This is a genomic window from Pseudomonas sp. BRM28 (assembly GCF_002939405.1).
In the GTDB taxonomy this organism is placed as follows: Bacteria; Pseudomonadota; Gammaproteobacteria; order Pseudomonadales; family Pseudomonadaceae; genus Aquipseudomonas; species Aquipseudomonas palmensis.
The window spans coordinates 1,435,101-1,454,345 of record NZ_PEFV01000001.1; the positions used below are offsets into that span (position 1 = coordinate 1,435,101).

A 19,245-nucleotide genomic window follows, 5' to 3' on the forward strand; every position below is an offset into this window, starting at 1 on the left:
TTTATAGAATTTGTTAGCAGCCTAAGTAAATGCTTGGCGCATGAAACATCTTTCATGCCGCACGGTCGAGGCGACTCCTTCGCCAGCAAGGCCGGCGCCTGCAGGGAGGGCCACGCCACAAAAACAAAACCCCGCACAAGGCGGGGTTTCGGGTAATGCACGCTAGCGGCCTGTCAACTGCCCTTGACCGACTTGCCGTCGACCGTGCCGTCCTGCAGCACGATCACGTACTCCTTGCCGTCGGTCTCGACCTGGCGCAGTTGCACCAGCAGGTAGTCCCAGTCCTTGGCGAACCACAGCTCGGTGACGCGCTTGCTCTGGCTCGGGTCGCGCACGCGCTCGACCTTGATCGCATCGACCTGGCCGGTCTTGGTGCTGACCTTCTCGGTACCCAGCACGCGGAAGTCGTAGGTGTCGATCTCGTCGCCATCCACCACCTGGTAGGTCATGCTCTTCTTGCCGGCTGCCACGTCATGCTGCAGGGCCAGCTGGTAGGACGATTTGTCCAGCACGCCGCGGTTGAGCGGCAGGTTGACCGCGTCGCCACGGTCGGAGCCGGTGATCTTCTTGCTCGACCAGTCGAAGTCCAGGTCGACCTTCTTGGCCTTGCCCAGGCCGCCACGTTCGAAGTGGTAGGTCTGCGGGAGCAGGGTGTCCTTGTCCAGGCGCAGGGTACTTTGCTCGGTCAGGCTGGCAATCATCATCGAGGCCTTGAAGTTGAGGCTCCAGGTCCCGTTGGCGTTCTTGGCCAGGCTGCGCTCGGCGGTGCCGCTCATGGGCAGTTGCTTCCAGTCGGCGGTGTAGCTGGCCGAAAAAGGCTTCAGATCGGCTGCCTGAAGCGGCAGTGCAAGCACGGCAAGTGCGAAGAGCAGGGCACGACGCATAAAATCTCCTAGGGTCGAATCAAGTGGCCGCTGGCCGCCAAGGGCTGGCCATCCAGTAGAGCACCGTGCTCGCCAAGGCGCAAACGGCCTTCGGCGAACCAGCGCACCGCCAGCGGATAAATCAGGTGTTCCTGGCTGTGAACCCTCTGGGCCAGTTGCGCCGGCGTGTCATCCGAGACTACCGGTATCACAGCCTGTACGACCAGTGGCCCGCCATCGAGTTCCTCGGTGACGAAGTGCACACTGCAGCCATGCTCGGCATCCCCGGCTTCCAGCGCCCGCTGGTGGGTATGCAGGCCCTTGTACTTGGGCAGCAGGGAAGGGTGGATATTGAGCAGGCGGCCGTGGTAATGGCGCACGAAACCGGCACTGAGGATACGCATGAAGCCGGCCAGCACCACCAGCTGCGGGGCAAAGCCGTCGATCAGCTCGACCAGCGCCGCGTCGAAGGCCTCGCGGCCGTCGAAGGCCTTGTGGTCGAGCACGGCGGTGTCGATGCCCGCATCGCGGGCGCGCTGCAGGCCGTAGGCATCGGCGCGGTTGGAGATCACCGCGCGGATCCGCACCGGGCTGTCGCCGGTGCGGGTACTGTCGATCAGGGCCTGCAGGTTGCTGCCGGTGCCGGACAGCAGCACCACTACATCACAAGACGTGCTCGGCATCAGTGCGCCTTGAGGTTCTTCAGCTCGACCTGGGCGGCGCCTTCGGCAGCGGTGGCGATCTGGCCGATCACCCAAGGCTGCTCGCCGGCTTCGCGCAGCACGTTCAGGGCGTTGTCGACCTGATCCTGACCCACGCAGATCACCATGCCCACGCCGCAGTTGAGTACGCGGTGCATTTCGGTCTCGTCGACGTTGCCCTGCTGCTGCAGCCAGTCGAATACCGCCGGGCGCTGCCAGCTGGCCACGTCGACCACGGCCTGGGCGCCTTTTGGCAGCACGCGCGGGATGTTGTCGAGCAGGCCGCCACCGGTGATGTGGGCCATGGCCTTGACCGCGCCGGTGTCCTTGATCAGCTTGAGCAGCGGCTTGACGTAGATGCGGGTCGGGGCCATCAGCAGTTCGGTCAGCGGCTTGCCGTCGAGCTGGACGTTCTGGATGTCGGCGCCGGCCACTTCGATGATCTTGCGGATCAGCGAGTAACCGTTGGAGTGCGGGCCCGACGATGGCAGGGCGATCAGGGCGTCACCGGCAGCCACCTTGGAGCCGTCGATGATCTCGGCCTTTTCCACCACGCCGACGCAGAAGCCGGCCAGGTCGTAGTCTTCGCCTTCGTACATGCCCGGCATTTCAGCGGTTTCGCCGCCTACCAGCGAGCAGCCTGCCAGTTCGCAGCCGGCGCCGATGCCGGTGACCACGTCAGCCGCGGTGTCGACGTTGAGCTTGCCGGTGGCGTAGTAGTCGAGGAAGAACAGCGGCTCGGCGCCGCACACCACCAGGTCGTTGACGCACATGGCGACCAGGTCCTGGCCGATGGTGTCGTGCTTGTTCAGGTTCAGTGCCAGGCGCAGCTTGGTGCCCACGCCGTCGGTGCCCGAAACCAGCACCGGCTGCTTGTAGCCGGCCGGAATTTCGCAGAGGGCGCCGAAGCCCCCCAGGCCGCCCATGACTTCCGGGCGCGCCGTGCGCTTGGCGACGCCTTTGATGCGTTCGACCAATGCTTCACCGGCGTCGATGTCTACACCGGCGTCCTTGTAGCTCAGGGAGGGTTGCTTGCTCATGATCCAGGCCTTTAGGGGGAGGGATTCGGGGGAATCGACCGGCACCTGCCAGGCATTGCGAGGGTTTTCCTGCTGCCTGAGCGTCGCCGGTCTGCGAAGGCGCGCGATTTTATCAGGGTTACCCGGTAGCGGCCATCCTCAGGCCGACGGGCAGGGCCTCATTCGACATAAAAACATTGATTCGGTATGGCCGCTGGTTGCCGCGCCATGGGCTGTATAAGGTATAGGTAATGAAATTTGACCGCAGGGCTGAATGTTTTACCCGCGGGGGTGGTCAGAGCTTCACTTTTCACTGACCGCGCTTTCTATTTACCTGGACAGGAATCCTCCATGCGTTTGCGTTCATACCTGGCCGTTGGCTGCCTTGCCCTGTTTGGCCTGAGCGTTCAGGCCGAAACCCTCACTGGCCTTTATCAGGTGCGCGAGCCGGTCAGCGGCGAGGGCACCGAAGCCCGCGCCCAGGCCACCCAGAACGCCCTGAGCACCCTGGTGGTGCGCCTCACGGGCGACCCCAAGGCGCCGCAGAGTGCGGGCCTGGCAGGGCTACGCAAGGACCCGCAGCAAATCATCAGCCAGTTCGGTTTCGAGGCCGGCCCGCCGGAAACCGTGCTGGTGGATTTCGACCCCGGCAGCACCGACCGGGCTTTGCGCCAGGCCGGGCTGGCCCTGTGGGGCAGCAACCGGCCGGCCATCCTCGGCTGGTGGTTGAACGACAGCGTGGGCGGTTCGAGCCTGGTGGGCGATGGCCAGAGCAGCGCCGAACCGCTGCGCCGCGCCGCGCAACACCGTGGCTTGCCGCTGCGCCTGCCCATGGGCGACCTGAACGAGCAACTGGTGGCCACTGCCAAGAACCTCGAAGGCACCGACCCCGCGCCCCTGCGCGAGGCCTCCGAACGCTACGCGGCCGATGCGTTGCTGGCGGTGCATGCCACCGAGGGCGAGGGCAAATGGCAGGGTACCTGGCGCCTGTGGCTGGGCGACCAGCGCGAGCAGGGCAAGGTCGAAGGCGCCGATCAGGCCGCCCTGGCCGATGCGGTGATGCTGGCCGTCAGCACGCGCCTGGCGCCGCGCTTTGTCGCGCGGCCGGGCACCGGTGGCGAAAACCAGATACAGGTGCAGGGCATGACCCTGGAGCGCTATGCGCAGCTTTTGCAGACCCTTGAGCCGCTGGGCGGGCGCCTGACCTATGTGGACGGCGATACCCTGACCTACACCGTCAGCGGCACCCCCGAACAGGTGCGTGCGCAACTGGGCCTGGCCAGGCTGCAGGAGGTGCCGGCAGAGGCCGCCGCCCCAGCGCCGGTCGCACCCGCAGCCCCAGGCGAGGCCCAGGTGGCTGCGCCCGCACCGTTCACCGGTTTGCGGTTTCGTTGGCAGGGAGCGTGACTGAATGATGGATACACGCCGTTGGGTATGGGTGTTGGGGGTGCTGGTAATCGGCACGCTGCTGTACTTCTTGCACGGGATCCTCTCGCCCTTCCTTATAGGTATCGGCCTGGCGTACCTGGCCGACCCGCTGGTCGACCGGCTGGAGCGCGCCGGGCTGTCACGCACCTGGGGCGTGGTGGTGGTGTTCGCCCTGTTCACCCTGGTGTTCATGGCGATGCTGCTGGTGCTGATCCCGATGCTGGCCAAGCAGTTGGTGCGCCTGTACGAGCTGGCACCACAGATGCTCGACTGGTTGCAGCACGTGGCGCTGCCGTGGGTGCAGACGCGCCTGGGGCTGGCCGATGGCTTCTGGAAGTTCGACAAGATCAAGTCGGCGATCAGCGAGCACATGGGCCAGACCACCGACATCGTCGGCATCGTGCTCAGCCAGGCTACCGCGTCAGGGCTGGCGCTGATCGGCTGGCTGGCCAACATGGTGCTGATCCCGGTGGTGGGCTTCTACCTGCTGCGCGACTGGGACCTGATGATGGCCAAGCTGCGCCGCCTGTTGCCGCGCCAGCGCGAAGAGCAGGTGGTGTCGCTGGCCCTGGAATGCCACGAGGTGCTCGGTGCGTTCGTGCGCGGGCAGTTGCTGGTGATGCTGGCGCTGGGGGTGATCTACGCCGCCGGGTTGATGCTGGTGGGCCTCGAACTGGGCCTGTTGATCGGTATCATGGCCGGGCTTGCGGCCATCGTGCCGTACATGGGTTTCATCATCGGCATCGGCGCGGCATTGATCGCCGGCATGTTCCAGTTCGGCGGCGACCTGTACCCGATGCTGGGCATCGTCGCGGTGTTCATGGTGGGCCAGGCCCTTGAAGGCATGGTGCTCACGCCGTTGCTGGTGGGCGACCGCATCGGTCTGCACCCGGTGGCGGTGATCTTCGCGATCCTGGCCGGCGGCGAGCTGTTCGGGTTCACCGGGGTGCTGCTGGCGCTGCCGGTGGCGGCGGTGATCATGGTGTTGCTGCGGCACATGCACGACCTCTATAAAGAGTCGGACATGTATGCTGGTGAAATCGACCCGGACCTTTGAAGGACACCCTGAGTGATGGAACATGAAACCGACCACGCCTGTGCATTGGCAGGCGTGATGGATGCATTGCCGCTGCTGGCCGATGACCTCGACGAGGATGAGGTGGCAGCGGCCCTGCAGCAGCAGGGCTACTCGCGGCACGCGGCCGAGAAGCTCACGATGTTCGTACCCTCGGCATTTTCCTGGGTGGTGCTCAAGCGTCTGGGGCTCAAGGCGCTGCCCAGTCATTTCACGGCCTATGACCAGGACGACAATGCGGTGCGGATCCCGGTCGCCAATCAGCACTACTTCACCGCGGCGCTGACCCTGGCCTACAACACCTTCGAGAATGGCTGGAGCGCCGCACTACCGCGCAGCACTTTCCAGCGCGTTGCCGGGCGCAGTTCGGAGATGAACGCGGCCAACCAGGTACTGGATAAGGAAGGCTCGCTCGAAGGGGCGAGCATCAACACCGTGGAGCTGTTTCGCCTGAGTGCAGAGGAACTGCTGGAGGATTGACCCATGCCTGCCCCATATGCCGCGCAAGCCTTTGATTTTGCTAACGCATTGTGCGGTTGGCGTCACGGGTATAGACTTTGCGGACTTTTCACCAAAGGCCCCTTGCGGTTCCTCGGGACTGCCCAGCCAGCATGAAACCGATCCAGTTGCCCCTGGGTGTGCGTCTGCGTGATGACGCCACCTTCATCAACTACTATCCGGGTGCCAACGCCGCCGCATTGGGCTACGTCGAGCGACTCTGCGAAGCCGACGCCGGCTGGACCGAAAGCCTGATCTACCTGTGGGGCAAGCAGGGCGTAGGGCGTACCCACCTGCTGCAGGCCGCGTGCCTGCGCTTCGAGCAACTGGGCGAGCCTGCGGTGTACCTGCCTCTGGCGCAACTGCTCGATCGCGGCGTGGAACTGCTCGACAACCTGGAACAGTACGAACTGGTGTGCCTGGACGACCTGCATGTGATTGCCGGCAAGCCGGACTGGGAAGAGGCCATGTTCCACCTGTTCAACCGCCTGCGCGACAGCGGCCGCCGCTTGCTGCTGGCAGCGTCCAGCTCCCCACGGGAATTGCCGATCAAGCTGGCCGACCTGAAGTCGCGCCTGACCCTGGCGCTGATCTTCCAGATGCGCGCCCTGTCGGATGAAGACAAGCTGCGTGCCCTGCAATTGCGCGCCTCGCGCCGGGGCCTGCACCTCACCGACGAAGTCGGGCATTTCATCCTGACCCGAGGCACGCGCAGCATGAGCGCACTGTTCGACCTGCTCGAACGCCTCGACCAGGCTTCACTGCAGGCGCAGCGCAAGCTGACCATCCCGTTTTTGAAAGAGACATTGGGCTGGTAGGGCCGGCCCAGAGCCTCGGCACATAAAAGTCACATTTTTTTCGATTGAATTTGCAAATCGATCCGATAGAAGGCATAGTCTCGGCTTCATCAAATTCAAGCCACGGTCGTGCCCATGCTAAATCGCTTCGCACCCCTCGTGCCCCTCGCACTTGTGACCTTGCTGTTCGGCTGCGCGACCACCGGTCCCGTCACCCACCAGCAGGCTCCCGCTCCAGTTGCTGCCCAGGCTGCCGCCAAGCCTTCCACCGCCGCGTCGGTGTTCGAAGAAGAGCTGGCCACCGAGCAGGACCTGGAAGCGTTCTCCTCCAGCACCAAGCCCTACGAACTGCCAGCCCTGGCCGACAACATTCTCGAACGTGGCATGTCCCTGATCGGTACCCGCTACCGTTTCGGCGGCACCTCGGAGAAGTCCGGCTTCGACTGCAGCGGCTTCATCGGCTACCTGTTCCGCGAAGAGGCCGGCATGAACCTGCCGCGCTCCACCCGCGAAATGATCAACGTGAAAGCCCCGCTGGTTGCGCGCAACAAGCTCAAGCCAGGCGACCTGCTGTTCTTCAGCACCAATGGTCGCGGCCGCGTCAGCCACGCCGGCATCTATCTGGGCGACGATCAGTTCATCCACTCCAGCAGCCGCCGCAGCGGTGGCGTGCGCATCGACAATCTCGGTGACCGCTACTGGAGCAAGACCTTCATCGAAGCCAAGCGCGCGCTGGCCATGGCACCGACTACCCTGTCGCGTAACTGAGTCTGCGCGTGATGTCCCGCACGGCGGCGTAGCTGAAAAGCTCGCCGCCGTGCGTGTTTACAGAAAACGTCTAATCTAAATTCTCACCTATTTCCGACTTGGGGTCGGGCGGCTTCAGACAGGATGTTCTGACTATGTCGATACTCGCGCGCGTTGCTGTACTTTCCCTGGCGGCCCTGCTGGGTGCCTGCTCCAGCCATGCCCCGCAGAAACCTCAGGTGGTCGAGCCGAAGGTGATGGCGCCCCAGGTGTATTTCTCGCCAGTGGCCGAGGATGTGCTGTTCCGGGCCCTGGGCCTGGTGGGCACGCCTTACCGCTGGGGCGGCAATACCCCGGACTCGGGGTTCGATTGCAGCGGGCTGATTGGCTACGTGTACCGGGACGCGGCGGGTATCGCCCTGCCGCGCTCAACCCGCGAGATGATCGGCATTCGTGCCCCGGACATCGACAAGGGTGCGTTGCAGTCGGGCGACCTGGTGTTCTTCGCCACCAATGGCGGCACCCAGGTGAGCCATGCCGGTATCTACGTGGGCGAGGGGCGTTTCGTGCATGCACCGTCAACGGGCGGTACGGTGCGCCTGGACTACCTGTCCAACAGCTACTGGCAGAAGACCTACCTCAACGCCAAGCGCGTGCTGCAGCCGGCGCACCTGGCGCGCAATCCCTGACAGCGTGGCCTGCAAAGCCGGCTCCAGCAGGAGCCGACCTTGCCGGCGAACACGTCAGCGCAGTGCTACTGCGCCTTGCTTACCCGCCAGATCACATTGCCCACATCGTCGGCCACCAGCACCCCGCCACGCTGATCGTTCACCACACCGACTGGGCGCCCCATGGCCTTGCCGTCCTCGTCGAGAAACCCGGTCAGCAGATCAATGGGCTTGCCCGACGGTTTGCCTGCCGTGCTGAACGGCACGAAGATCACCTTGTAGCCACTGTGCGGCTTGCGGTTCCATGAGCCGTGCTGGCCGATGAACGCGCCCTGGTCGAATGGCGCCGGCAAGGCGTTCGGCACGGTAAACGCCAGCCCCAGCGAGGCGGTGTGCGGCCCCACCGCATAGTCCGGCGCTATCGCGCTGGCCACCAGTTTTGCATCCTGCGGTTGTACGCGTTCATCCACATGCTGCCCGTAATAGCTGTAGGGCCAGCCATAGAAGGCGCCGTCCTTCACCGACGTGATGTAGTCCGGCACCAGGTCGCTGCCGATCTCGTCACGTTCGTTCACCGCCGTCCACAGCTGCTGGCTATGGGGTTCCCAGGCCAGGCCGTTGGGGTTGCGCAGGCCGGTGGCGAACAGGCGCTGGCTGCCGGTGGCCGGGTCGACCTCCCAGATCGCGGCGCGGCCTTTCTCCTGCTCCATGCCGTTTTCGGCCACGTTGCTGTTGGAGCCCACGGTCACGTACAGCTTCTTGCCGTCGGGGCTGGCGATCACGTTCTTGGTCCAGTGGTGGTTGAGCGTGCCGCCCGGCAGGTCGACCACCTTGGTGCCGCTGCCCTGCAGGCGGGTGGCGCCTGGCTCGTAGGTGAAGCGCAACAGCCGATCGGTGTCGGCCACATAGAAGTCGTTGCCCACCAGGGCCATGCCGAACGGCGAGTTCAGCCCCTCGATGAAGGTGGTGCGGGTGTCGGCCACGCCGTCCTTGTCGCTGTCACGCAGCAGGGTGATGCGGTTGGGGCTGGGCACTCCGGCGCCGGCGCGGCCCATCACCTTGCCCATCACCCAGCCCTTGATGCCCTTGCCGTCATCGGGCTTGGGCGGCGCGTTGGTCTCGGCCACCAGCACGTCGCCGTTGGGCAGCACGTACAGCCAGCGCGGGTGGTCGAGCTTGTCGGCGAAGGCCACCACCTGGGTGCCTGCCGCAGCCTTGGGTTTGCCGCCCTCTGGCCAGCCGATGGCCGGCGCGATGTTTACCGTGGGGATGAGGGTCTTGTTCGGTTCGGGCAGGCGCGGCGACGGGCCGGTGCCATCGGTGACGTCCAGGCGGGCGTTCTCGCCGCAGGCCACCAGCCCGCTGGTGAGTGCCAGCAGTACAGCAATGCGCATGTTGCCCATGATCGGTGTCCCTCGCGAAGTTGGCCGTGTCCAGTAAGGTAGAGGCGGGCACGTCGGCGAGGTTCCCTCGACAGGGGCTCAGGCCTGCTTGAGCAGCAGCGCGATGCCGGGGTGGTAGCGGCCCACGTCGTCGTGCAGCTTGCGGTAGCCATAGGGGAACACCCAGGCGATGGCGCATGCATTGTGCTTTTGCAGGTCGTCGACCAGGTCCTGAAGCTCTTCGGGGCTGGCGTGTTGCCCGGCCTTGTACGGGCTGACGAACAGCGCGGCGACCTTGAGCTGGCTGGCATAGCCCACCAGGCGAGCCTGGGCGACGCTCTCCTGCAGGGCATCGGTGAGGTCGAGCTTGCCGACCCGTGGCCAGCGCTGGGTGGCCTGCAGGTAGGCGGTCTCTTCCTTGCTGGCGATCACCAGGTCGCAGTGCGCCGCACGCTCGCCTTCGTCGCGCTGCTTCTTGGTCTGCGCACCCTGCAAGGTCACCAGCTCCGCCTGCCAGGCCGCCGCGCCCAGTACGCCAAGGTTGCTTTGCACGCCTTGCCAGTAGGGGGCGTCGCTGTCGCCCAGGGTCTGGTTGTAGCGCTCCAGGCACTCGGCCCAACGTTCCAGGGCGGGGCGCAGGAACTCCAGACGCGGGTTGTTGATGATCAGACCTTGCATGCCGTGCTCCATTGTTATTGTGGATCGGAGAGGTGCGGATAATGGCTATGTGATATCACTGCAGTGAGTGTGACACAAGATGACATAAATGCCATTGATCCAGACCGCTTCGCAGCGCCTTTGATTGACGCTCATGGCCCAACCCTCTAACCTTCGCGACTTGTTTCAGGTGCTCTGCGGCCAAGGTGCCGGCAGGGTGAAACAGGGAAGCCGGTGGGCACGTGCAACGTGCGATTCCGGCGCTGCCCCCGCAACGGTAAATGAGTCGGGATCGCGCAGGGCCACTGGGTGCAACAGCCCGGGAAGGCGCGCGATCCGGGTCGATCAGACCCGCCCATGAGCCCGGAGACCGGCCTGTCACAGATCAACGGCATCACGGAGGGTGATGCGCGGTTCTCCCGGCCAGTGGCAGGGCCTGCGCGTTTTCCGTGTGCCATCGCCAACCTGCTGTCGCGCCGACTCGATCCCCCCGGTCCCTGTGCGCGCCAGTTGCCCACGGAGCCTCCGATGACCGACACCACCGATCGCGACGAACGCCATCTGGCGCGCATGCTGCGCAAAAAAGCGGTAATCGACGAACGCATTGCCAACTCGCCCAACGAATGCGGCCTGCTGCTGGTACTCAGCGGCAACGGCAAGGGCAAGAGCAGCTCGGCCTTCGGCATGCTGGCGCGGGCCCTGGGCCACGGCATGCAATGTGGCGTGGTGCAGTTCATCAAGGGCCGCAACAGTACCGGCGAGGAGCTGTTCTTCCGCCGCTTCCCCGAACAGGTGCGCTACCACGTGATGGGCGAGGGCTTTACCTGGGAAACCCAGGACCGCCAGCGCGACATCGCCGCCGCCGAGGCTGCCTGGGCGGTTTCGCGCCAGTTGCTGCAGGACCCGGCCATCGGTTTTGTAGTGCTCGATGAGCTCAACATCGCCCTCAAGCACGGCTACCTCGACCTCGATCAGGTGCTCGGCGACCTGCAGGCTCGACCGCCGATGCAGCATGTGATCGTCACCGGCCGCGGCGCCAAGCCCGAGATGATCGAGCTGGCCGACACCGTGACCGAGATGGGCATGGTCAAGCACGCCTTCCAGGCTGGCATTCGCGCCCAGAAGGGCGTGGAACTATGAGGCAAACCCGTCATTGCCCGGCGGTGCTGATCGCGGCACCTGCATCTGGCCAGGGCAAGACCACGGTGACGGCCGCACTGGCGCGCCTGCACCGCAACCAGGGGCGCAAGGTCCGGGTGTTCAAGTGTGGCCCGGACTTTCTCGACCCGATGATTCTGGAGCGCGCCAGTGGCGCACCGGTGTACCAGCTGGACCTGTGGATGGTCGGTGCCGAGGAAAGCCGGCGCCTGCTGTGGGAAGCCGCCGCCGACGCCGACCTGATCCTGATCGAAGGGGTGATGGGGCTGTTCGACGGTACGCCGTCCAGCGCCGACCTGGCGCGGCATTTCGGCGTGCCGGTGCTGGCGGTGATCGACGGCACGGCCATGGCCCAGACCTTCGGCGCGCTGGCCCTGGGCCTGGCGCGCTACCAGCCCGACCTGCCGTTTGCCGGCGTGCTGGCCAACCGGGTGGGCTCGCTGCGTCACGCGCAACTGCTCGAAGGCAGCCTGACCGAAGGCCTGCGCTGGTACGGCGGGCTGTCGCGGGAAACCGGCATCGAACTGCCCAGCCGTCACCTGGGCCTGGTGCAGGCCAGCGAACTGACCGACCTGGACCTGCGCCTGGACGCCGCCGCCAACGCCCTGGGCGACAGCTGCGAGTCGGCCCTGCCGCCGGCGGTGGCCTTCGATGCGCCGCAGCCGCGCAGCATCGAGCCACTGCTGGCCGGCGTGCGGATCGGCGTGGCGCGCGACGAAGCCTTCGCATTCACCTATGGCGCCAGCCTGGACCTGTTGCGCGAGATGGGCGCACAGCTGAGCTTCTTCTCGCCGATCCACGACCGCCTGCTGCCAGACTGCGACAGCCTGTACCTGCCCGGCGGCTACCCTGAGCTGCACCACCATGCGTTGGCCGCCAACACGCCGATGCTGGCGGCGATCCGGGCCCATCACCAGGCCGGCAAGCCCTTGCTGGCCGAATGCGGCGGCATGCTCTACCTGCTCGATGCACTGACCGATGTGGCCGGCGAACGGGCCGAACTGGCCGGCCTGCTGCCGGGCGAGGCGGTGATGCAGAAGCGCCTGGCGGCCCTGGCCCTGCAAGCGGTAGAGCTGCCCGAGGGCACCCTGCGCGGGCATACCTATCACCATTCGCTGACCAGCACCGCGCTCGAACCCATCGCCCGCGGGCAAAGCCCCAACGGCGGGCGCGGCGCCGAGGCGGTGTACCGTTGCGGCCGGCTGACGGCCTCGTATGTGCATTTCTACTTCCCGTCCAACCCGTCTGCGCTGGCGGCGCTGCTGGCACCATGAGCGACCAGGCCTTCAACGACGCCGAGCGCGCGGCGGTCTACCGCGCCATCGGCGAGCGCCGCGACATGCGCCATTTCAGCGGCGGCGAGGTGGCCCCCGAGCTGCTGGCACGCCTGCTGCAGGCGGCGCACCAGGCCCCGAGCGTGGGTCTGATGCAGCCCTGGCGTTTCATCCGCATCACCCGTCGCGAGCTGCGCCAGCAGATCCAGGCGCTGGTGGAGCAGGAGCGGGTGCGCACCGCCGAGGCACTGGGGCAGCGTTCTGACGATTTCATGCGGCTCAAGGTCGAGGGCATCAACGATTGCGCCGAGGTGCTGGTGGCGGCGCTGATGGACGGGCGCGAGGCGCACATCTTCGGCCGTCGCACCTTGCCGGAAATGGACCTGGCCTCGCTGTCGTGCGCCATCCAGAACCTGTGGCTGGCGGCCCGTGCCGAGGGCCTGGGCATGGGCTGGGTGTCGCTGTTCGAACCGCAGGCACTGGCCGACCTGCTGGGCATGCCGGCCGGTGCCAAACCGCTGGCGGTACTGTGCCTGGGCCCGGTCGAGGCGTTCTACGAGGCGCCCATGCTGGTGCTCGAAGGCTGGGCCCGCGAGCGGCCATTGAGCGAGATGCTCTACGAAAACCATTGGGGAGAGCGTTGATGAGTGTGGCCTTGCTGAGTGTGGCCGGGGTGGCGCTGGATGCCTTGCTGGGCGAGCCCCGGCGTGCGCACCCGCTGGTCGCGTTCGGCCGTTATGCCGGACGCCTGGAACAACGCTTCAATGCCGGCGGTCGTGGCTGGCGCAGCCATGGCGTCACCGCGTGGTTTCTGGCGGTGGTGCCCCTGACTTTGCTGGTGACTGTGCTGTCGTGGCTGCCCTACATCGGCTGGCTGGTGGAGATACTGGCGCTGTACTGCGCGCTGGGCCTGCGTAGCCTTGGCGAACATGTACGGCCCGTGGCCGAGGCGCTGCGTGGCGGCGACCTGGACGAAGCGCGCCGCCGCGTGGGCTACCTGGTCAGCCGTGAAACCGACGAACTGGATGACACCGCCGTGGCGCGTGCCGCCACCGAATCGGTGCTGGAGAACGGTAGTGATGCAGTGTTCGCCGCCCTGTTCTGGTTCGTGGTGGCGGGGGCGCCAGGTGTGGTGCTGTATCGCCTGAGCAATACCCTGGATGCCATGTGGGGCTATCGCAACGAGCGCTTCGAGCGCTTTGGCTGGGCCGCAGCGCGCATCGACGATCTGCTCAACTATATTCCGGCGCGGCTGGTGGCCCTGACCTACGCGGTGCTGGGCAGGACGCGCCTGGCACTGAGCTGCTGGCGCCGTCAGGCGCCGTTGTGGGACAGCCCCAACGCCGGCCCGGTGATGGCAGCTGGCGCCGGTGCGCTGGGTGTCGAGCTGGGCGGCGCGGCGGTGTACCACGGCGAGCTGCACCAGCGCCCGCAACTGGGCGAAGGCCCGCCGGCCGATGCCGACGCCATCGAGCGTGGTTGGCAACTGGTGTGCAAGGGCGTGTGGTTGTGGTTGCTGCTGTTGTGCGTGGGGGCGCAATTCTATGCTTGAACACGGTGGTCGTTTGCAACGGGCGGTGCTGGAGTACGGCATCGCAGTGCAGGACTGGGTCGACCTGTCCAGCGGCATCGCGCCGTGGCCCTTCGCGATCCCCGAGATCCCGTTGCGCGCCTGGGCACGCCTGCCCGAAACCGACGATGGCCTGGAGCAGGCGGCCCGCGAGTACTACGGCGTGCCGCAACTGCTGCCGGTGGCCGGGTCCCAGGCCGCCATCCAGGCCCTGCCGCGCTTGCGTCGCAGTGGCAAGGTCGGTGTGCTGTCGCCGTGCTACGCCGAACATGCCGAGGGCTGGCGGCGCGCCGGGCACCGCGTGCGTGAAGTCGGCGAGGCCGAGGTGGAGTTCTTTCTCGACAGCCTCGATGTGCTGGTGGTGGTCAACCCCAACAACCCCACCGGGCGCCTGTTGAGCGCCGAGCGCCTGCTGGGCTGGCACGCCCGCCTGGCCCAGCGCGGTGGCTGGCTGGTGGTGGATGAAGCGTTCATGGACAACACCCCGCAACACAGCATCGCCGCCGAAACCTGGCGCAACGGGCTGATCGTGCTGCGCTCGTTCGGCAAGTTCTTCGGCCTGGCCGGTGTACGCCTGGGCTTCGTGCTGGCCGAACGCCAACTGCTGCAGCTGCTGGCCGAACAACTGGGGCCCTGGTCGATCGCCGGGCCCACGCGGGTGCTGGGCCAGGCCTGCCTGCTCGACCATGGCGCCCAGCAGCGCCAGATCACCCGCTGCGCCGAGGCCAGCACACGCCTGGCGCAGGTACTCGATGCTGCCGGCTTCACGCCGGCCGGCGGCTGCGACCTGTTCCAGTACCTGGAGCTTGCCCACGCCGCGCAGTTGCACCAGTTCATGGCGCGGCGCGGCATCCTGCTGCGCCTGTTCGAGCACCTGGGCAGCCTGCGTTTCGGCCTGCCGGCCACCGACACCGATTGGCAGCGCCTGATCCAGGCGCTGGACGACTACCGCAAGGAACACCCATGACCACCCTGATGGTGCAAGGCACCACCTCCGATGCCGGCAAGAGCACCCTGGTGACCGCGCTGTGCCGCTGGCTGGCGCGCCAGGGCGTGGGTGTCGTGCCGTTCAAGCCGCAGAACATGGCACTCAACAGTGCGGTGACGGCCGACGGCGGCGAAATCGGCCGTGCCCAGGCGGTGCAGGCCCAGGCCGCCGGGCTGGCGCCGCATACCGACATGAACCCGGTACTGCTCAAGCCCAACAGCGAGACCGGAGCCCAGGTGATCGTGCATGGCCGCGCGGTCACCAGCATGAACGCGGTGGCCTATCACGACTACAAGGCCATCGCCATGCAGGCGGTACTGGCCTCGCACCAGCGCCTGAGCGACGCCTACCCGGTGGTGATGGTGGAGGGCGCGGGCTCGCCGGCCGAAATCAACCTGCGGGCCGGGGACATCGCCAACATGGGGTTTGCCGAGGCGGTCGACTGCCCGGTGATCCTGATCGCCGATATCAACCGCGGCGGGGTGTTCGCACACCTGGTCGGCACACTGGAGCTGCTGTCGCCCAGCGAGCAGGCGCGGGTCAAGGGCTTCGTGATCAACCGCTTTCGTGGCGACATCGCCCTGCTGCAGCCCGGCCTGGACTGGCTCGAGGCGCGTACCGGCAAGCCGGTGCTGGGCGTGCTGCCGTATGTGCTGGACCTGCATCTGGAGGCCGAGGATGGCCTGGACCGGCGCCAGGGCCAGAAAGCCGCGCAGGTGCTCAAGGTGATCGTGCCGGTGCTGCCGCGCATCAGCAACCATACCGACTTCGACCCGCTGCGCCTGCATCCGCAGGTGGATCTGCAGTTCATCGGGCCGGGCGACGCGATACCGCCGGCCGACCTGATCATCCTGCCGGGCTCCAAGAGCGTGCGCAGCGACCTGGCGCACCTGCGCGAGCGCGGCTGGGAAGAGGCGATAACCCGCCACCTGCGCTACGGCGGCAAACTGCTGGGCATCTGTGGTGGCCTGCAGATGCTCGGGACCTACGTGCATGACCCACTGGGCCTTGAAGGCGCCGCCGGCAGCAGCGCGGGCCTGGGCTGGCTGGACTACAGCACGCAACTGGAGGCCGAGAAGCAGCTGCGCAATGTCAGCGGCACGCTGAACCTGGAGCAGGCGCCCGTCAGTGGCTACGAGATCCATGCCGGGGTCACCCGCGGGCCGGCGCTGGCGCAGCCCGCCGTACAGTTGGCCGACGGTCGCAGCGATGGCGCGGTCAGCGCCGACGGGCAGATCCTGGCCACCTACCTGCACGGCCTGTTCGAGTCGCCGCATTCGTGCACGGCGCTGCTGCGCTGGGCTGGCCTGAACGATGTGCAGCAGGTGGACTACCATGCTCTGCGTGAACTGGACATCGAACGCCTGGCCGACCTGGTGGACACGCACCTGGACGGCGCCCGGCTTCGTCAACTCTGCGGGCTGGACTGACATGCTCAAGCTGATTCTTGGCGGCGCCCGTTCGGGCAAGAGCCGCCTGGCCGAACAATATGCCGTCGACAGCGCGCTGGCGGTGACCTATATCGCCACCAGCGAGCCGCTGGACGGTGAAATGAATGCCCGCGTGCAACTGCACCGTGCGCGTCGCCCTGCCGAGTGGGCGCTGATCGAGGAGCCGCTGGCGCTGGCGCAGGTGCTGCGCGAAACCGCCGCGCCCGAGCGTTGCCTGCTGGTGGACTGCCTGACCCTGTGGCTGACCAACCTGCTGATGCTCGAAGACCCCGAGCGCCTGGCCGCCGAGCGCGATGCACTGCTGGACTGCCTGGCGCAGTTGCCGGGTGAAATCATCCTGGTCAGCAACGAGACCGGCCTGGGCGTGGTGCCCATGGGCGAGCTGACCCGTCGTTACGTCGATGAAGCCGGCTGGCTGCATCAGGCCATTGCCGAACGTTGCCAGCACGTGGTGCTGACCGTTGCCGGCCTGCCACTTACGCTCAAGGGAGCCTGAACATGAGTCAAAACTGGTGGCAGAACGCGTGTCAGCCGATCAACCTGGCTGTGCGCGAACAGGCGCTGGAGCGCCAGCGCGAGCTGACCAAGCCAGCCGGCTCACTGGGCCGGCTGGAGCAGGTTGCGGTGGAGCTGGCCGGCTTGCAGGGCAAGCTCAAGCCTGGCGTGCGGCAGGTATGGATCGCGATTTTCGCGGGCGATCACGGCGTGGTGGCCGAGGGGGTTTCGGCCTATCCGCAGGTGGTCACGCGGCAGATGCTGCAGAACTTCGTCGGCGGCGGCGCAGCCATCAGCGTGCTGGCCCGCCAGTTGGGTGCGCAGCTGGAGGTGGTCGACCTGGGGACGGTCGACCTGACCCTGGAACTTGCCGGTGTACGCCATCTGCGCATCGGGGCGGGCACCGCCAACTTCGCCCAGGTGCCGGCAATGACCACCGAGCAGGGGCGCCTGGCGCTGCAGGCCGGGCGCGAGAGCGCCTTGCGTGCGCGTGATGCCGGGGCGCAACTGTTCATCGGCGGCGAAATGGGCATCGGCAACACGGCCTCTGCCAGTGCGGTGGCCAGTGCATTGCTCAAATGCACCCCTGGCGAGCTGACCGGCCCCGGCACTGGCCTGAATGCTGCCGGTGTCGAACACAAGACCCGCGTGATCGAACGCGCGCTGCTCACCCACGCGGCGCTGGCCGACGACCCATTGGAGCAGCTGTTGTGCTTTGGCGGCTTCGAGATTGCCGCGCTGGTGGGGGCGTACCTGGCGTGCGCGCAGCAAGGCATCGTGGTGCTGGTGGACGGTTTTATCTGCACCGTGGCGGCGCTGGTTGCAACGCGCATCAACCCCGGTTGCCGGGCCTGGCTGCTGTTCGGTCATCGCGGCGCCGAGCCCGGGCACCAGCGGGTGCTCGAAGCGTTGCAGGCGCAACCGCTGCTGGAGCTGGGCCTGCGCCTGGGCGAGGGCAGCGGGGCGGCGCTGGCGGTACCGCTGCTGCGCATGGCCTGCGACCTGCACGGGCAGATGGCGACCTTCGCCGAGGCGGCGGTGGCGGACCGCGATACATGATCGTCGACCTGCTGCGTCATGGTGAAACCGAACTGGGCGGTGGGCTGCGCGGCAGCCTGGACGACGCGCTGACCGAACTTGGCTGGGCGCAGATGCGTGCGGCTGTGGTCGAGGGCGGGCCGTGGACGCGGATCATCAGCTCGCCGCTGCAGCGCTGCGCGCGATTCGCCGAAGAACTTGCCGATCAGGTGGGCGTGCCCATGCAACTGGAGACCGGCCTGCAGGAGCTGCACTTCGGCGACTGGGAGGGGCGCAGCACCGCCGATCTCATGCTTACCGACGAACAGGGCCTGGGGCTGTTCTGGGCCGACCCTTATGCCTTCACGCCGCCGGGTGGCGAGCCGGTCACGGCGTTTGCCGAGCGGGTGCTGGCGGCCATGGCGCGGGCGTATCAGGCCCACGCCGGCGAGCGCGTGCTGCTGGTGACCCACGGCGGCGTGATGCGCCTGCTGCTGGCCCGTGCCCGCGGCCTGCCGCGCGAGCAGCTGCTGCAGGTGGTGGTCGGGCACGGCGCGGTGCACCGTCTGCATTGCGCGGCCGACGGTCGTTTCGCGGAAGCCGCCTGATGCAGGCGTTCTGGATTGCCCTGCAGTTTCTCAGCAGCCTGCCGGTGCGCCTGGCGGGCATGCCCGCGCCCGAGCAAATGGGGCGCTCCCTGCTGTGCTACCCGCTGGTGGGGCTGTTGTTCGGCGGGGTGTTGTGGGCCGCCAGCACGCTGCTGGCGGGCAGCCCGCCGATGCTGCAGGCGGCCCTGCTGCTGTGCATCTGGGTGTGGTTGAGCGGTGCGTTGCACCTGGATGGCCTGGCCGACAGCGCCGATGCCTGGCTGGGCGGGTTCGGCGATCGCGAACGCACCCTGACGATCATGAAGGACCCGCGCAGCGGGCCGATTGCGGTGGTGACGCTGGTACTGGTGCTGCTGCTCAAGTTCTGCGCGTTGCTCGCGCTGGTCGACAGCGGGCAGGCGGTGGGCCTGCTACTGGCACCGGTACTGGGGCGGGCGGCGATGCTGGGGTTGTTCCTGTGCACGCCGTATGTGCGCGCAGGCGGCCTGGGACAGGCGCTGGCCGAGCATCTGCCGCGTGGCGAAGCCAAGGCCGTGTTGCTGGCGACCGGTTTGGGGTGCCTGGTGCTGGCGGGATGGAACGGTATCCTGGCCGTGGGCGTGGCGCTGCTGGTGTTCGCGCTGCTGCGCCAGGTGATGCTCAAGCGCCTGGGGGGCACCACCGGGGATACAGCAGGGGCGTTGCTGGAGCTGCTGGAGCTGGCGGTGGTGGTAAGCCTGGCACTCTGAAGGGGCTGTCAGGAGCTCTTCGCTGCGGTCATGAATCTGTAGTGTTTTGCAACTGAATGCAGCGCGTTGTCAGCCTTCGCAAGCGCTAGCCTTACGTTCCTCTGTCTTTGCGGGGTGCCCC

21 protein-coding genes and 1 riboswitch are annotated in these 19,245 nt (G+C 66.7%); of the genes, 16 read left to right on the plus strand and 5 right to left on the minus strand.

The window, feature by feature from the left end; translation table 11 throughout:
- Positions 1 to 173: 173 nt before the first annotated feature.
- Genes CR917_RS06750 through purM form a run of 3 tightly spaced genes read right to left on the minus strand, consistent with a single transcriptional unit; the run spans position 174 to position 2,604 of the window.
- Positions 174 to 884 (minus strand): DUF3108 domain-containing protein, encoded by a 711-nt coding sequence (locus tag CR917_RS06750; RefSeq protein ID WP_043862552.1) that lies wholly within the window; start codon positions 882 to 884, stop codon positions 174 to 176.
- Between the two features lie 8 nt (positions 885 to 892).
- Positions 893 to 1,546: a phosphoribosylglycinamide formyltransferase gene (purN, locus tag CR917_RS06755; protein WP_054914698.1), complete on the minus strand. Its 654-nt coding sequence runs from the start codon at positions 1,544 to 1,546 to the stop codon at positions 893 to 895.
- A complete protein-coding gene (purM, locus tag CR917_RS06760) occupies positions 1,546 to 2,604 on the minus strand; it encodes a phosphoribosylformylglycinamidine cyclo-ligase (RefSeq protein ID WP_043862550.1) in 1,059 nt (352 codons plus the stop codon). Before purM ends, purN begins: the two co-directional genes overlap by 1 nt.
- A 330-nt stretch (positions 2,605 to 2,934) precedes the next feature.
- Between purM and CR917_RS06765 the strand changes: the two genes are divergently transcribed.
- The 6 genes from CR917_RS06765 (at position 2,935) to CR917_RS06790 (ending at position 7,817) form a co-directional block, all read left to right on the plus strand.
- Positions 2,935 to 3,990, plus strand: coding sequence for a DUF2066 domain-containing protein (locus CR917_RS06765; RefSeq protein ID WP_058541003.1), 1,056 nt, complete (start codon positions 2,935 to 2,937; stop codon positions 3,988 to 3,990).
- A gap of 4 nt (positions 3,991 to 3,994) precedes the next feature.
- The gene (locus tag CR917_RS06770) at positions 3,995 to 5,068 is read left to right on the plus strand and encodes an AI-2E family transporter (protein ID WP_043862548.1); all 1,074 of its coding nucleotides are present in this window, start codon (positions 3,995 to 3,997) and stop codon (positions 5,066 to 5,068) included.
- 15 nt (positions 5,069 to 5,083) lie between these two features.
- On the plus strand, positions 5,084 to 5,566 hold the full coding sequence (locus tag CR917_RS06775; RefSeq protein WP_043862547.1) for a hypothetical protein: 483 nt from the start codon (positions 5,084 to 5,086) through the stop codon (positions 5,564 to 5,566).
- Between the two features lie 131 nt (positions 5,567 to 5,697).
- A complete protein-coding gene (hda, locus tag CR917_RS06780; RefSeq protein WP_043862546.1) occupies positions 5,698 to 6,402 on the plus strand; it encodes a DnaA regulatory inactivator Hda in 705 nt (234 codons plus the stop codon).
- Between the two features lie 114 nt (positions 6,403 to 6,516).
- Positions 6,517 to 7,149, plus strand: coding sequence for a C40 family peptidase (locus tag CR917_RS06785; RefSeq protein WP_043862545.1), 633 nt, complete (start codon positions 6,517 to 6,519; stop codon positions 7,147 to 7,149).
- Positions 7,150 to 7,283: 134 nt separating this feature from the next.
- Positions 7,284 to 7,817, plus strand: a complete 534-nt coding sequence (locus CR917_RS06790; RefSeq protein ID WP_054914695.1) for a C40 family peptidase — start codon at positions 7,284 to 7,286, stop codon at positions 7,815 to 7,817.
- A gap of 65 nt (positions 7,818 to 7,882) precedes the next feature.
- Here CR917_RS06790 and CR917_RS06795 read toward each other — a convergent pair whose 3' ends face one another.
- The gene (locus tag CR917_RS06795; RefSeq protein ID WP_104572053.1) at positions 7,883 to 9,199 is read right to left on the minus strand and encodes a sorbosone dehydrogenase family protein; all 1,317 of its coding nucleotides are present in this window, start codon (positions 9,197 to 9,199) and stop codon (positions 7,883 to 7,885) included.
- A gap of 78 nt (positions 9,200 to 9,277) precedes the next feature.
- Complete coding sequence (locus tag CR917_RS06800) at positions 9,278 to 9,856, minus strand: hypothetical protein (protein WP_043862542.1); 579 nt, start codon at positions 9,854 to 9,856, stop codon at positions 9,278 to 9,280.
- A gap of 150 nt (positions 9,857 to 10,006) precedes the next feature.
- Positions 10,007 to 10,229, plus strand: a riboswitch (cobalamin riboswitch).
- A 134-nt stretch (positions 10,230 to 10,363) separates the two neighbouring features.
- Between CR917_RS06800 and cobO the strand changes: the two genes are divergently transcribed.
- From cobO to CR917_RS06850, 10 genes are read left to right on the plus strand one after another with little or no spacing between them, the layout of a single operon-like run.
- Entirely contained in the window at positions 10,364 to 10,975 is a 612-nt protein-coding gene (cobO, locus tag CR917_RS06805) for a cob(I)yrinic acid a,c-diamide adenosyltransferase (RefSeq protein WP_054914693.1), read from the plus strand.
- Entirely contained in the window at positions 10,972 to 12,267 is a 1,296-nt protein-coding gene (locus CR917_RS06810; RefSeq protein WP_043862540.1) for a cobyrinate a,c-diamide synthase, read from the plus strand. Before cobO ends, CR917_RS06810 begins: the two co-directional genes overlap by 4 nt.
- Complete coding sequence (bluB, locus tag CR917_RS06815) at positions 12,264 to 12,911, plus strand: 5,6-dimethylbenzimidazole synthase (protein WP_043862539.1); 648 nt, start codon at positions 12,264 to 12,266, stop codon at positions 12,909 to 12,911. The genes CR917_RS06810 and bluB overlap by 4 nt, the downstream gene beginning before the upstream one ends.
- Complete coding sequence (gene cbiB, locus CR917_RS06820) at positions 12,911 to 13,819, plus strand: adenosylcobinamide-phosphate synthase CbiB (protein ID WP_104572054.1); 909 nt, start codon at positions 12,911 to 12,913, stop codon at positions 13,817 to 13,819. Before bluB ends, cbiB begins: the two co-directional genes overlap by 1 nt.
- A complete protein-coding gene (gene cobD / locus CR917_RS06825) occupies positions 13,812 to 14,804 on the plus strand; it encodes a threonine-phosphate decarboxylase CobD (RefSeq protein WP_043862537.1) in 993 nt (330 codons plus the stop codon). The genes cbiB and cobD overlap by 8 nt, the downstream gene beginning before the upstream one ends.
- The gene (locus tag CR917_RS06830) at positions 14,801 to 16,255 is read left to right on the plus strand and encodes a cobyric acid synthase (RefSeq protein WP_104572055.1); all 1,455 of its coding nucleotides are present in this window, start codon (positions 14,801 to 14,803) and stop codon (positions 16,253 to 16,255) included. The genes cobD and CR917_RS06830 overlap by 4 nt, the downstream gene beginning before the upstream one ends.
- A gap of 1 nt (position 16,256) precedes the next feature.
- The gene (cobU, locus tag CR917_RS06835; RefSeq protein ID WP_043862535.1) at positions 16,257 to 16,772 is read left to right on the plus strand and encodes a bifunctional adenosylcobinamide kinase/adenosylcobinamide-phosphate guanylyltransferase; all 516 of its coding nucleotides are present in this window, start codon (positions 16,257 to 16,259) and stop codon (positions 16,770 to 16,772) included.
- 2 nt (positions 16,773 to 16,774) lie between these two features.
- The gene (gene cobT / locus CR917_RS06840) at positions 16,775 to 17,830 is read left to right on the plus strand and encodes a nicotinate-nucleotide--dimethylbenzimidazole phosphoribosyltransferase (protein ID WP_104572056.1); all 1,056 of its coding nucleotides are present in this window, start codon (positions 16,775 to 16,777) and stop codon (positions 17,828 to 17,830) included.
- A complete protein-coding gene (cobC, locus tag CR917_RS06845) occupies positions 17,827 to 18,396 on the plus strand; it encodes an alpha-ribazole phosphatase family protein (RefSeq protein ID WP_104572057.1) in 570 nt (189 codons plus the stop codon). The genes cobT and cobC overlap by 4 nt, the downstream gene beginning before the upstream one ends.
- Positions 18,396 to 19,124 (plus strand): adenosylcobinamide-GDP ribazoletransferase, encoded by a 729-nt coding sequence (locus CR917_RS06850; RefSeq protein WP_078479793.1) that lies wholly within the window; start codon positions 18,396 to 18,398, stop codon positions 19,122 to 19,124. Before cobC ends, CR917_RS06850 begins: the two co-directional genes overlap by 1 nt.
- The last annotated feature ends 121 nt before the right edge of the window (positions 19,125 to 19,245 follow it).

Bases quoted from the DNA above. Each gene is read 5' to 3' on its own strand.
- CR917_RS06810 (WP_043862540.1), top strand. From the start codon at position 10,972: ATGAGGCAAACCCGTCATTGCCCGGCGGTGCTGATCGCGGCACCTGCA.
- CR917_RS06750 (WP_043862552.1), bottom strand. From the start codon at position 884: ATGCGTCGTGCCCTGCTCTTCGCACTTGCCGTGCTTGCACTGCCGCTT.
- purN (WP_054914698.1), bottom strand. From the start codon at position 1,546: ATGCCGAGCACGTCTTGTGATGTAGTGGTGCTGCTGTCCGGCACCGGC.
- CR917_RS06800 (WP_043862542.1), bottom strand. From the start codon at position 9,856: ATGCAAGGTCTGATCATCAACAACCCGCGTCTGGAGTTCCTGCGCCCC.
- CR917_RS06850 (WP_078479793.1), top strand. From the start codon at position 18,396: ATGCAGGCGTTCTGGATTGCCCTGCAGTTTCTCAGCAGCCTGCCGGTG.
- purM (WP_043862550.1), bottom strand. From the start codon at position 2,604: ATGAGCAAGCAACCCTCCCTGAGCTACAAGGACGCCGGTGTAGACATC.
- CR917_RS06770 (WP_043862548.1), top strand. From the start codon at position 3,995: ATGATGGATACACGCCGTTGGGTATGGGTGTTGGGGGTGCTGGTAATC.
- cobO (WP_054914693.1), top strand. From the start codon at position 10,364: ATGACCGACACCACCGATCGCGACGAACGCCATCTGGCGCGCATGCTG.
- CR917_RS06795 (WP_104572053.1), bottom strand. From the start codon at position 9,199: ATGGGCAACATGCGCATTGCTGTACTGCTGGCACTCACCAGCGGGCTG.
- cobT (WP_104572056.1), top strand. From the start codon at position 16,775: ATGAGTCAAAACTGGTGGCAGAACGCGTGTCAGCCGATCAACCTGGCT.
- CR917_RS06785 (WP_043862545.1), top strand. From the start codon at position 6,517: ATGCTAAATCGCTTCGCACCCCTCGTGCCCCTCGCACTTGTGACCTTG.
- cobC (WP_104572057.1), top strand. From the start codon at position 17,827: ATGATCGTCGACCTGCTGCGTCATGGTGAAACCGAACTGGGCGGTGGG.
- cbiB (WP_104572054.1), top strand. From the start codon at position 12,911: ATGAGTGTGGCCTTGCTGAGTGTGGCCGGGGTGGCGCTGGATGCCTTG.
- cobU (WP_043862535.1), top strand. From the start codon at position 16,257: ATGCTCAAGCTGATTCTTGGCGGCGCCCGTTCGGGCAAGAGCCGCCTG.
- CR917_RS06790 (WP_054914695.1), top strand. From the start codon at position 7,284: ATGTCGATACTCGCGCGCGTTGCTGTACTTTCCCTGGCGGCCCTGCTG.
- CR917_RS06830 (WP_104572055.1), top strand. From the start codon at position 14,801: ATGACCACCCTGATGGTGCAAGGCACCACCTCCGATGCCGGCAAGAGC.
- hda (WP_043862546.1), top strand. From the start codon at position 5,698: ATGAAACCGATCCAGTTGCCCCTGGGTGTGCGTCTGCGTGATGACGCC.
- cobD (WP_043862537.1), top strand. From the start codon at position 13,812: ATGCTTGAACACGGTGGTCGTTTGCAACGGGCGGTGCTGGAGTACGGC.
- CR917_RS06765 (WP_058541003.1), top strand. From the start codon at position 2,935: ATGCGTTTGCGTTCATACCTGGCCGTTGGCTGCCTTGCCCTGTTTGGC.
- CR917_RS06775 (WP_043862547.1), top strand. From the start codon at position 5,084: ATGGAACATGAAACCGACCACGCCTGTGCATTGGCAGGCGTGATGGAT.
- bluB (WP_043862539.1), top strand. From the start codon at position 12,264: ATGAGCGACCAGGCCTTCAACGACGCCGAGCGCGCGGCGGTCTACCGC.